12 protein-coding genes and 1 riboswitch are annotated in these 11,580 nt (G+C 50.6%); of the genes, 7 read left to right on the top strand and 5 right to left on the bottom strand.

Annotation, left to right across the window (positions count from 1 at the left end):
- Positions 1-210: 210 nt before the first annotated feature.
- Together L3D05_RS10600 and L3D05_RS10595 are read right to left on the bottom strand one after the other, a co-directional pair.
- On the bottom strand, positions 211-1,464 hold the full coding sequence (locus tag L3D05_RS10600) for a WD40/YVTN/BNR-like repeat-containing protein (RefSeq protein WP_239616021.1): 1,254 nt from the start codon (positions 1,462-1,464) through the stop codon (positions 211-213).
- A gap of 149 nt (positions 1,465-1,613) precedes the next feature.
- Positions 1,614-2,378, bottom strand: a complete 765-nt coding sequence (locus L3D05_RS10595) for a Crp/Fnr family transcriptional regulator (protein ID WP_239616020.1) — start codon at positions 2,376-2,378, stop codon at positions 1,614-1,616.
- Between the two features lie 241 nt (positions 2,379-2,619).
- On the opposite strand from L3D05_RS10595, the gene L3D05_RS10590 reads away from it, so the two are divergent.
- The 3 genes from L3D05_RS10590 to L3D05_RS10580 are packed head-to-tail and all read left to right on the top strand — an operon-like array spanning position 2,620 to position 4,791.
- Positions 2,620-3,060, top strand: coding sequence for a GAF domain-containing protein (locus L3D05_RS10590; protein ID WP_239616019.1), 441 nt, complete (start codon positions 2,620-2,622; stop codon positions 3,058-3,060).
- 23 nt (positions 3,061-3,083) lie between these two features.
- Entirely contained in the window at positions 3,084-3,740 is a 657-nt protein-coding gene (locus L3D05_RS10585) for a response regulator (protein WP_255807473.1), read from the top strand.
- On the top strand, positions 3,730-4,791 hold the full coding sequence (locus tag L3D05_RS10580; RefSeq protein WP_239616018.1) for a PAS domain S-box protein: 1,062 nt from the start codon (positions 3,730-3,732) through the stop codon (positions 4,789-4,791). The genes L3D05_RS10585 and L3D05_RS10580 overlap by 11 nt, the downstream gene beginning before the upstream one ends.
- Positions 4,792-4,866: 75 nt before the next feature.
- Here the strand turns inward: L3D05_RS10580 and L3D05_RS10575 are convergent, their stop codons facing one another.
- Positions 4,867-5,883, bottom strand: a complete 1,017-nt coding sequence (locus L3D05_RS10575; RefSeq protein ID WP_239616017.1) for a YpdA family putative bacillithiol disulfide reductase — start codon at positions 5,881-5,883, stop codon at positions 4,867-4,869.
- A gap of 210 nt (positions 5,884-6,093) precedes the next feature.
- Here L3D05_RS10575 and L3D05_RS10570 point away from each other — a divergent pair, with 210 nt between their 5' ends.
- Entirely contained in the window at positions 6,094-6,624 is a 531-nt protein-coding gene (locus tag L3D05_RS10570; RefSeq protein ID WP_239616016.1) for a DoxX family membrane protein, read from the top strand.
- Positions 6,625-6,711: 87 nt separating this feature from the next.
- On the opposite strand, the gene L3D05_RS10565 is transcribed toward L3D05_RS10570, so the two are convergent.
- The gene (locus tag L3D05_RS10565; protein ID WP_239616015.1) at positions 6,712-7,266 is read right to left on the bottom strand and encodes a PadR family transcriptional regulator; all 555 of its coding nucleotides are present in this window, start codon (positions 7,264-7,266) and stop codon (positions 6,712-6,714) included.
- A 121-nt stretch (positions 7,267-7,387) separates the two neighbouring features.
- Between L3D05_RS10565 and L3D05_RS10560 the strand changes: the two genes are divergently transcribed.
- Both L3D05_RS10560 and L3D05_RS10555 read left to right on the top strand, forming a co-directional pair.
- A complete protein-coding gene (locus tag L3D05_RS10560) occupies positions 7,388-8,848 on the top strand; it encodes a DHA2 family efflux MFS transporter permease subunit (RefSeq protein ID WP_239616014.1) in 1,461 nt (486 codons plus the stop codon).
- A 488-nt stretch (positions 8,849-9,336) separates the two neighbouring features.
- A riboswitch (PreQ1 riboswitch) is annotated at positions 9,337-9,381 on the top strand.
- Between the two features lie 7 nt (positions 9,382-9,388).
- Positions 9,389-10,069, top strand: coding sequence for a queuosine precursor transporter (locus tag L3D05_RS10555; protein WP_239616013.1), 681 nt, complete (start codon positions 9,389-9,391; stop codon positions 10,067-10,069).
- A 78-nt stretch (positions 10,070-10,147) separates the two neighbouring features.
- On the opposite strand, the gene L3D05_RS10550 is transcribed toward L3D05_RS10555, so the two are convergent.
- Complete coding sequence (locus L3D05_RS10550) at positions 10,148-10,894, bottom strand: MBL fold metallo-hydrolase (RefSeq protein ID WP_239616012.1); 747 nt, start codon at positions 10,892-10,894, stop codon at positions 10,148-10,150.
- A gap of 129 nt (positions 10,895-11,023) precedes the next feature.
- Between L3D05_RS10550 and L3D05_RS10545 the strand changes: the two genes are divergently transcribed.
- Positions 11,024-11,455 (top strand): Lrp/AsnC family transcriptional regulator, encoded by a 432-nt coding sequence (locus L3D05_RS10545; protein ID WP_239616011.1) that lies wholly within the window; start codon positions 11,024-11,026, stop codon positions 11,453-11,455.
- The last annotated feature ends 125 nt before the right edge of the window (positions 11,456-11,580 follow it).

Here is an 11,580-nt window from a genome sequence, read left to right as displayed (position 1 = left end):
CATCCATCCTATATACTTCTTCGGACGGCGGCAAGCATTGGAACAAGGTTCACACTTTCGTTAAGACCCCATGACGGCCGTACTACCATAAGCTCAGCTCTTCGAGAGACGATAAAACAGGGGGTTCATCGATAAGGTTCAATTGAACCTTATCGATGAACCCCCTGTTTTATCGTCTCTCGAAGAGCTGAGCTTATGGTAGTACGGCCGTCATGGGGTCTTAACGAAAGTGTGAACCTTGTTCCAATGCTTGCCGCCGTCCGAAGAAGTATATAGGATGGATGGCTCCGTATTATCGTTGTTGATCCACCAAATATGCTTGGCATCCACGGCCGCGATTTGTTGTGAACCGTAACCGACGAATTTCGCTGGCAGGTTCACCCATGTTTTTCCTCCGTCTAACGTTTTGCCCATCGAATTCGGAAGATCGCAGGGCATACATTTGCCGCCCATGAAAGCGACTTGGGAATTCACGACATAGAGCGTGCCCGGGCCGGCTCCGAAATTATGGGGAACCTTCGTAGTTTTGCCTAGCTCGTAACCGGGAGCCGGACCGGAACCGGCTTGATTGTTGGCTAACACTGGAATCCACGTTTGGCCTCCGTCGACGGTATGGAGAAGCGAGTAGGACGTTTGGGACATGCCGGAATCACCGACTAGCTCGACCCAAGCGTCTTTCTTGCCTGCCGAGCGGATGACGACGCCGGTCACTGGCGACACCGTAGCGCGCGACATCGCGGAACGCCACGTTGCACCGCCGTCCGTCGAATGCATAATGCGGAATGCGTTCTCTTCATAAGTAACCGCCCAGCCATTGTTCCGGTCATGGAAGTAGGCATCCCCGACGAGAGAATCGGGAACAGCGAACGTGGTCCAAGTATGCCCCCCGTTCGTCGTACGCGCGTTGCCGCTGAATGCTTCCTTGGAGGATACGAAATGAAGGAACGCCTGATTCGGCACGTTGCCCTCCTCTATCCACTTCTTTCCTCCGTTCGTCGTATGCAGCAACTGCAAGCCTTTCGCATCCCCGATGTCGAGCGTGGCCCATGCTTCCTTGCTGTTCAAGGCAAATAATTGATTAATGATATACGGATGTTCCCATTGGGTTGTCCAGCTTTTACCGCCATCGTCGGTTCGCGCTATCCAACCTTCGCCGCCCGCCCAGCCTATTTTAGAATCGGCGAGCCGTAAAGCGGTAACCGGGCTGAAGGAAACTTGCTTGATTGAAGATGTTGGAGGTGCAGAAGGTTTAGGCGAAGCAGGCGTTGTGGAAGTAGGCGTGATCTCGGGTTGGGATGAGCTAGGGGGTGTGGAGGGAACTGCGTTGAAATTGCCGGAGACGTTGGCGCTTGCTGCGGAACCGGAAGTCGGTATTGCGCTCCCGTCGCCGTTTCTCGAGCATCCGACTAGCCATAGGAAGACCAACGCCGAAATAAAGAGAACCGTAGTTTGGCGCTTAGACATAAGGATCAACTCCCTTTCTTACCGAATTAGACGACGTCCGCGCGGGTAGAGTTCAACATTTTTGCTCCATACCGCGTTGAAAGCCTGCTAAATAACGTCGTCTAATGATTGTACCCAAGTTACGTCTCAGGTAATAAAAGGGAGTCGGTTCAGATCCGGCAAACTTCTCCCGGACAGCCGGGACAGCTAGGGCAATGGCAGATTTCTTGCAACGCTTTAAGCTGTTTGATGATGATTTTGCCGTAGCGGAAATCAAGAATGCCCTGTTCCTTGAACTCGTTCAGCATTCGGTTCACGCTCTCGCGAGTCGCGCCGATGAAGTCCGCGAGCTCGGAATGGGTGAGCTTCATATCGATGCGTATTCCGTACGATTCCATCACGCCGTAAGAGTTGCTTAGGCGTATCAATGTCGAGGCTAATGCCCCGGGCTTGCCGAAAAGGAGCAAATCGCGGAACTTGGATTGCGTAACCCGTTGGGATAGGGACATCCAGCTCATGAAGCTAAGCGCAAGGTCAATGTTGTGGTGCAGGAGTGCTTCGAGAGAATAACGCGAGATGACGCCGATCTCGGCTTGCTCAACGACTTCCGCCGTATAGCTGTATTGGAGCGTGTCGCTCCCGATAATATTCTCGCAGATCAAGTCTCCGGCTTGAAGGATAGTAAGGATGTATTCTTTGCCGTCTTCCGTCGATTTTCTCAGTTTCACTCTACCGCTGCGAATATAATAGAGGTTCTCCGTATCGTCGCCTTCCCAGAACAGGAACCCGCCTACTTGAACGCGCATAGGGACCATAATGCTCTCGAGCTGCTCGAATTGCTTCTGCGTGCAGAAGCCGGCGAAACCTTTGTTTCCCGTGGCCGGTTTATGTAAATCTTCTCGTTCGGTAGTCTTGACAGGACAATTAATTCCCATTGCTGCCATCCCCCTCGAATTTATCTTAACTCCATCTTACCTTGAGCAGGAAAACATTGTTATCGGGGAATACGCTGAATCCTTGCGGGGAATTCCCCTATTTTATTGTGAGGAAAATCACACCTTAGGGCAAAGATAGGTGTTTCCCCTCCGCGCTTTCAGGGTTTTCCCTGAATTACAAGCCTGCATCTAAGCGATAAAATAGAAGATGACACGGGTTGTGCACGGGGAGGGGAACGGTATGGAGGCTATAGAGAGGCGCATAAGGGAAGTGTTGAACGAGTTGAGGCAAGAAGTCGACTGCGAATTCTGTGCCCTTGCCGTGATTGACCGAAGAGAAAGGCATACTTGTTGGAGATGGGCCTCCGGTAACCTGAACGAGCGGTATCTGAATATCCGCACTCGGCACGGACAGGGAATTGAAGGGGAAATTATTAAAGTAGGCCGCGGACTGTCGTGGTACCGAAAAGGCTCCAAAGAGGCCAACATCCTTGCGAGTTCTTCCATATTGCTAACCGAGAAGCTAGAATCCGCCTACGCGGTTCCGGTCATGGCGGAGCGAACGATTAGCGGAATTTTGCTGGTCGGCGACCGGAGCCCGCGGGATTATGATGCTGCAGTTCGCGAAATAGTGTGGCTGACGGGAGCGGGAATAGCCGGATTCTTGGATGATTTGATATAGTAGTCTTATAAGGAGGCGGGAAAATGATCCGTATATTGCTGGTCGACGATCACGCCGTCGTTCGATCCGGGCTCGCGATGCTGCTAGGGGCCAAAGAGGACATGGAAGTCGTAGGGGAAGCAGCCGAGGGAGAAGAAGCGATCGTCAAGGCGATGCAGCTCCTGCCGGATGTCGTGCTCATGGACTTGAGCATGCCTCATGGGAAGGACGGGCTTAGCACAACGGCCGAATTAAAGAAGCGGCTGCCGAATACGTCCGTATTGATCTTGACGATGCACGACGACGAAGAATATTTATTCAGGGCTATTCATCTCGGGGCATCCGGTTACATCCTCAAGAGTTCACCGCATGACGAGATGATCAGCGCCATTCGGCATGTGGCGGCGGGCAATGCGTATTTGCACCCCACCGCAACGAAACGGCTCATGGGCGAATATCTAGAGAAGCTGAAGAACGGCGGCGATCAAGGCACTTTCGAGTCGTTGTCCGAGCGGGAGAAGGAAATACTCGCTAAGGTAGCTCAAGGCTATACGAATAAAGACATTGCCGAGCAACTCGTTATTAGCGTCAAGACCGTGGAATCGCACAAGAGCAACCTGATGGACAAACTCAATCTCAAGACGAGGCCTGATCTGGTCAAATTCGCGATGAAGAAGGGGCTGCTTAATTTTGACGCTTGATCATCACCGGTATGACTCCTATTCCAGCGATTCGCTGGAGGAAACGCTGAAGCAACTATCCGATTTGAAATACGCGTTGGATGAAGCTTCTATCGTGGCGGTAACCGACCGATCGGGCAGAATTCAGTACGTGAATGACAGGTTTTGCGAGATTTCTCGCTACTCCAGGGAAGAATTGCTCGGCGAGGATCACCGGATCATTAATTCGGGGCATCATGGCAAAGCTTTCATGCAGGAGCTGTGGCGCACGATTTCCTCGGGAAAAGTATGGCGCGGCGAGATCAAGAACCGCAGCAAGGATGGCGATGATTATTGGGTCGATACAACGATCGTTCCATTTTTGAACGATGAAGGCAAACCGTATCAATACTTGGCTATCCGGCATGAGGTAACGGCGAGGAAAAATGCCGAAGAGGAATTGCAATTGCTTCTCTCCCAGATGATGCACATTCAAGAGGAGGAGCGGAGACGGTTTTCCCGCGATCTGCATGACGGCATCGGGCAGAGCTTGTTCTCGCTTCTGATCTCCATAGATACGATTATTTCCAGCAACGGGTATGAACGGCTGGCAAGTTTGCGGGAAGAGGTTGCCCATCTGATGGCCGACGTTCGAGGCCTGGCTTGGGAGCTAAGGCCGTCTGTACTCGACGACCTGGGCGTCATTCCGGCATTGCGAACTTATTTGGATACGTATTCCCAGCACTACGGAATTCTCGTTCATTTCGAATCGGATTTACGCAGAAGGCTAAGCATTAAAGAGGAAACGACAATCTATCGGATTATCCAAGAAGCATTGATGAATCTTGGCAAACATGCGGACGTTTCGGATGCTTCGGTTAAGGTACACGATCGCGGTACGTACGTCGAAGTTGCTATCGAGGATCAGGGGAAAGGATTTTCGAGAAACGGCGGAACGAAAGGCGTAGGGTTGTTCAGCATGGAGGAGCGGGCCAGAGCGATAGGCGGAGAGCTGCGAATCCAATCCGAGCCCGGAACGGGAACTCGAATCGTGCTGATCCTTCCTCAAAGAGAAGAAAAGAAGGCGCGATGATAATATTCGCTACCCATACAGCAAATAGCCCTCGGTTACCCGATGGGCTATTTGGTTTTTGAGCGATTCCGTGTGCTAACCCTCTAGCTCCACGATGTGACGAGCGATCAGTTCGCCGTGATGGCGCCCGCTTTCAATGAAGATTTCGTTCGCCTCCCGCCCGGCGGCGATAACCCCGGCGATGAAGAGACCTGGAACGTTCGTTTCCATCGTCTCCGGGTTAAAGGAAGGAATCGTCGATTCGGAGTCTACAACCGCCCCGGCGTTCGTAAGCAAGGTTCTCTCCGGGCGAAACCCCGTCAATGCAAGCACGAAGTCATTGTCTAGTGAATAAGAGGGACTACCTGGTTCGTTCGGCTGTATCGTTACGCTTCTTTCGTCTATGGCTACGACACGGGATGCGAACAGCATGCGGATTTTGCCTTTGTTCACCATGCTTTCGAATAGCGGCCTCACCCAGGGTTTGATGCTCGGGGAATAGTGGTCTCCGCGATAGACGACCGTAATCTCCGCGCCTACCCTCAGCAATTCCATCGCCGCGTCGACCGCGGAGTTGTTGCCCCCGATTATCGTGACTTTCATCCCCGTATAAGGATGGGCCTCTTGAAAGAAATGAGTGACTTTCGTTAAATTTTCACCCGGAATGCCTAACAGGTTAGGGTGATCGAAGTAGCCAGTGGCCATGACGACATAGCGCGCTTCGTAAATGAGAGTTGTTCCGAACCGATCCGCCGTCTCTATTCGGAATTGTCCATTCGCTAGACGATCGATGGAAATCGCGCTCTCATAAGCACGAATACGGAGGCCGCGGCGAAGAACGACATCCCTATAATATTGCAGCGCCTCGCGGCGGGTCGGTTTATCATTCGGGGTAGTAAACGGGATGCCGCCGATTTCCAACAATTCGGATGTGCTGAAAAACTGCATGTAGGTCGGGTATTGGTAGATGGAGTGAACGACCGCGTTTTTCTCGATCAGCAGCGGCTCGAATCCGGCGGCTTGCAGCTCAAGTGCCGCGGATAAGCCGCAAGGGCCGGCTCCAATGACGATAGCTTGTTCTTGTTGCGTATTTTCGTTTATGGGTTTAGTCATATCGGGCATTCTCCAATATCTTTGTTCTTATGGTCTCTATTGTATCACGTAATGCGAATCCGTCCGAAATTTTGCCGGCAGGGGATAGCTCAGAGTGATTCATGAATTAGACACTTGAATTGTGATTTATTTCACATCGGTTGTTTGGTTTAAGAGTCATAATGAGGGTGTAAGAAAAAGACAAGAACAAGAGAATGGGAGATGGCCGCTATGGCAATGAAATTTTGGAGAGAAAACGTCTGGGCAGCGGTGGCGTTAACATTAATTCGTATCTATCTAGGCTGGCAATGGATTGAAGCGGGCTGGCATAAATTGACCGGAAGCGAAACATTCAGCGCAGCGGGATTCCTGAAAAATGCGATTGCGAATCCGATTGCCGACAAGGCGACCAAAGAAGCGATCTTTCCGACGTATACGGCTTTCCTTGAGAACTTCGCGTTACCGAACGTAAAGATCATCAACTTCTTGATTCCATTGGGAGAGTTTCTGGTCGGTTTAGGCTTGATCGTCGGGGGACTAACGGCGGCGGCCGCATTCTTCGGACTGTTAATGAACTTCTTGTTCCTGTTCGCCGGAACGTTATCGACTAACCCTTGGCTTCTGCTGATCGGAGTGATCGTGTTCATCGGCGGAGCGAATGCAGGCAAATTCGGATTGGATTACTACTTGCTTCCGTGGATCCGCAAAGGCTGGGCGGCATTGGCTAAGAAACGCAGTGCCAACCGTACAACGGCAGCGTGAGGATAATCACCCGCCGCGACCGCATCACAACTAAAACTGGCCGTTCCCTTCAAAGGGAACGGCCAGTTTTAGTTGTGTTTGCGACGATTATATCTCCTCGGGCGGGATCGCCGACAATACCCATTCGCACCACTGGATATTGGTTCGGCTGCTCATGAGCGCTTTGTGAAGTAAAATAAACGCGCCGAAGTTGGGGGAATTATGGGGCGGGAACCCGTTCTCCTGCAAGCCGCTTGCGGCTCGAATTTGGCTTATCCGATCTTCGAACCGCGAGATTTTGTTGCGATAATGCTCAAGGCGGGCGTTAAACAGCTTACGGGAGGTTGCGGGATCCACAAGAGAGATGCAGTAGGCTTTAAGCATTAATTCGTCTCTCATGACGGGATCGGACGCAGGCTCTGTAAGCCAATTTCTTAGCGATTCGATGCCTTTAGACGTTATGGAATAGACCTTCTTATCCGGCTTGTCGCTTTGCGAGACTAGTTCGTAAGTGACTTGATGGTTCTTCTCCAAAGTCGCGAGCAACGGATAGATTTGGCTATGCTTAGCCGGCCAGAAGGGTTGGATTTTCAACATGAGATCATACCCGGACAAAGGGGAGTGGGATATCAAGCTGAGCAACCCGAACGATAAGGTGTTCATGGACGAGCCTCCAGGCTAAATAAACTTTTGACAGACGGAAAATTCAGTAGTATGATAACTCTCCGTACCTTGAAATATGTAAATAAATACATAAAAGCAATTGGGAGTGTGGGAGAGGGAAATGAGCAGTAGCAACAACATTCAACAAATACGTTTTCTACCGGTAATGGTTGCAATTTTTATCGGTTCGTTCCTATGTATTCTTGCCTCGAGTACGATCAACATCGCTTTGGAAATTCTGAAAGACCATTTCCACACGTCGCTTGACACCGTCACGTGGACCTTGACCGGATTTATGCTCGCTATGGGCACGACTGCTCCTATCGTGGGTTACTTAGGTGAGAAGTTCAGCTATAAGAGGTTATATTTATTCTCGCTGATCGGTTTTACTGTCACGTCCGCATTGTGCGCGGCAGCTTGGGACGAAACGTCCCTGATCGCGTTTCGGGTATTGCAAGGTGCGTTCAGCGGATTGATCATTCCGGCTACGATGTCAATTATCTATCAGATTATACCACGCGAGAAGCAAGCGATGGCGATAGCCTTGTGGGGGTTGGCATCGATGATGGCGCCGGCCTTCGGTCCGACGCTTAGCGGATGGTTGCTGGAAAACTACGATTGGCAATGGCTGTTCCTGATGAATGTGCCGATCGGCTTAATCGCGATCTGGTGCGTAGCCGTCTATATTCCCTATTATCGGCTTAACGTTCCTAAGAGCTTCGATGCATTCGGGTTCCTTACGGTTATTTGCAGTAGCGCGGCGCTGCTTCTTGCATTGGGCCAAGGCCATAATTGGGGCTGGGATTCTTGGGAAATCATTTCGTTGCTCGTAGGCGGTTCGATTATGTTGATCCTCTTCATATGGAGAGAGCTTACGGCGCAGACTCCTCTGTTGAATTTGCGAGTGTTCAAGAACGGAAGATATACGCTTAATCTCCTTATCGCCAATATTTTAACCATTAGCTTATATTCGGGAACGTTCCTGACTCCAGTATTTTTGCAAAGAATTCAACACGTGTCCGCGATGGACACGGGACTAATCTTGCTGCCGGCATCGCTCGCCATGGCTCTGGTCATGCCGATCGTGGGAAAACTATACGGAATCGTCGGACCGCGTTGGCTCATGGTTGTGGGGATCATCCTGCTGACGGTCGGAACGTTAACGTTAAGCTGGCTAAGCATCGACGTATCGCATTCGTACATCCTGTTCTGGATGATCGTTCGTAACTTAGGAATCGCTCTAGTGATGATGCCTTCGAGCAATGCCGGGATGGAGTTAGTCCCTCGGGAGTTGTCGGGCCATGCGTCCGCGATCATGAACTGGACCCGTAACGTCTTCGGTTCGTTCGCGATCGCCGTATTTACGACCTTATTGGCTACGAGATCAGCCCATCACGGTATGGATTTCGCTATGGCGGGCGAGACGGATAAAGTTTTCATTTCGATGATGAGCTTTACGATGAGCGTTAACGACGTTTATCTCATTGCTACCTTCATCGCCGTCGCAGCGCTGCCTCTTAGCTTGTTCGTGGGCAAAGTAAAGCTGACGAAAGAGGGACAGACGACTAAGGAAGCGGCTTGATCGAATCGTTAGGAAGCCGGAAGCAAGGAGGAATGATATTCCTCCTCGCTTCCGGTTTTTTACGTAGTAGCGGGAAAAATGATTCACACAAGGCGGACAGCTATCACGCGCCGTCATCCTTGTGCAAGGATTCGTGCGAGGATCCCTTTGGTCCGCTGAGGCTTGGTTGAGACTGTGAAATAACTGTATAAGTACAGTTACTTGCATAAGATGCCTACTGTATTCCGAAATAACTGTATAAGTACAGTTATTTTCAATAGAAGGGGTGGTCTTATCGATGTTTTTGCAGCAATAACTGTATAAATCCATCTATTTGTGCAATTAGCTATATATTCGAGGTAAATACCTGTAGATATACAGTTATTTCGAGAAGGTACGCAAAGTGGCGGGCTCAACTTTCGATTGCTAGTTTTTCGGTTTGGTAATTTAAGCTAGAGGGTAGCGCAAGAAGTTTTTCATGCTATAATTAGGCGTTTGCTCCGCAAAGCGGAGCCGCGGTTCGCAAACTCCCGCGTTAACAAAACTAGGAGGATGATTCATATGTTTAATCTCGGGTGGGGCGTGTTATTCGTCCTGGTCAACTTTGCGCTGTTTTTGATTTGTTACAGGCTTTTCGGCAAGATGGGACTGTACGCTTGGATCGCGGCGGCGGTCGTGCTGGCTAACATTCAGGTGGTCAAGACGATCGGCATGTTCGGCTTCGTCATGACGCTCGGCAACACGATGTACGGTACGATCTATCTCACGACGGACTTATTGAACGAGAAGTATGGGGAGAAGGAAGCGAAAAAAGCGGTGTGGTTCGGTTTTTTCTTCTTGCTGATGTCGACGGCCATCATGCAGATGGTGCTTGTATTCGAGCCTCAGGAGGGGGATTTCGGGCAACCCGCTCTTCAGACGATATTCGGCTTAGCACCGCGAATTGCCTTAGGTAGCCTCGCTGCTTATTTGGTTAGCCAGTTCCTCGACGTGAGGCTGTTCAGCAAGCTCAAGGTAAAATATCCGACGAGAAGCCAGCTATGGATTCGGAACAACGGAAGCACTGGAGTAAGCCAGATGGTAGATACGCTGATCTTCTGCTCGATCGCTTTTGCCTGGGAATATCCATGGGATGTTTGGTGGGAAATCGTGATCACGACTTATGTGCTTAAATTCTTGATCTCGGTGGCATCGACGCCTGTCATTTACTGGGCGAGAAACTTCAAATTCAAATCCGAATAGGCGATATAGATTAACCAAACGAAACCCCCAAGTCCAATCGACTTGGGGGTTTCGTTATGGATTCAAGATGGCTGATCTTTAACACCATTGCCCGTCTTCAGGAATAAGTACACGATCTACGCAAGGGGTTCCCGCCAAGGCCGATCTTAAGTTCTCGCGTGACACCAAACAATGATTGATCGTATCCATATGGACGGCAATAACGATAGCGTTCGGCGCATCGGCGCAGACGGACTTAACATGCTCGGGAGTCATCGTAATCGAATCTCCGACGTTAAATCTCGCGCCGCCAGCGTTAACGACGACAAAGTCAGGTCGGTAGGTAGTCATAGCGTCTGCGACTTCTTCGCAATAGATCGTGTCGCCTGCGATGTACAAAGTAGGTTCTCCATCGGCTTGAAGGATAAATCCGGATACTTGCCCCATTGCGCGACCGATATCGCCGGTACCGTGCTGTCCACCCGTTAGATGCACGGTAATGCCCTCGTACGTGACGGACGAATACACCGCTTCGACTCGCTGGAAGCCGGAAGCCGCGATCATTGGATCGTCACCGGGCTGGCAAAGTATCGGCGTGGACTTCGGCAGCAGGCTTATCGCGGCGCTATCCCAATGATCCATATGAAGATGAGATAGCAAGATGAAGTCAGGCTCGGATAGTTCATCCGGATGAACTGGCAGGGAAACCATGGGGTTTCTGTACCCGTTGGGGCTATTGGGAATCGGCGGATTGATTTCTTTCTCGCTGAACATCGGGTCAATCAGAATTTGCTTGCCCTTATATTCCAGCCACAAGGTGGCATGTCTAATGAATTGAAGTTTCATAAGCAAAAATCTCCTCTACTAATAAATTCGGGCTCTGTTACAATTATAGAAATAATGAAGCAAAGAACGATACAAGAGGATGAAACGATAATCCGCTTTTCTTTTTCATAATGAAAGGAGTTACTTTACTTGTATAATCCTTTGCTGGATGAAACCGACCTGCGCATCTTGAGGGTGCTTACCGACAATGCCATGCGCTCCCACAAAGAAATCGGCGAGCAAGTCCATTTGACCGGGCAAGCGGTAGGGGCAAGGGTGCGCAAGCTGGAGGAATTAGGCGTTATCGAAGGATATACCGTGCGAATCGCGTCCGCCAAGTTGGGCTTGCCCCTTACGGCGCTTGTGACCGTCTTCTTGAAATCCAACACGGCGCATGAGGGCTTCTTAACCTTCGCGGCTAGCGATGAGAGAGTGGAAGAAATCCATCGGGTGAGCGGAGAAGGCTGCTACTGGCTGCGCATGAAGGTCGAGAATCACGGGAAACTGACGGAGTTTTTGGATGAGCTGCTCCGGTACGGCAATTATAAGCTTAGCCTATCGATCGGGCAGTTAAAAGGGTAGACGGTTGGAGAAAAGCCATCGGGGATGCGATCTCGGGTGGCTTTTTTTCTAATCGCATGCAACCCGTATGCGTCGAGGCGCATCTTAACTAGTAGGAGAGGGGGGGCCGATCTGGATCTCGTCCG

Source organism: Cohnella mopanensis, assembly GCF_022352055.1.
GTDB lineage: Bacteria > Bacillota > Bacilli > Paenibacillales > Paenibacillaceae > Cohnella > Cohnella mopanensis.
This window is presented reverse-complemented; position numbering and strand designations above follow the sequence as displayed.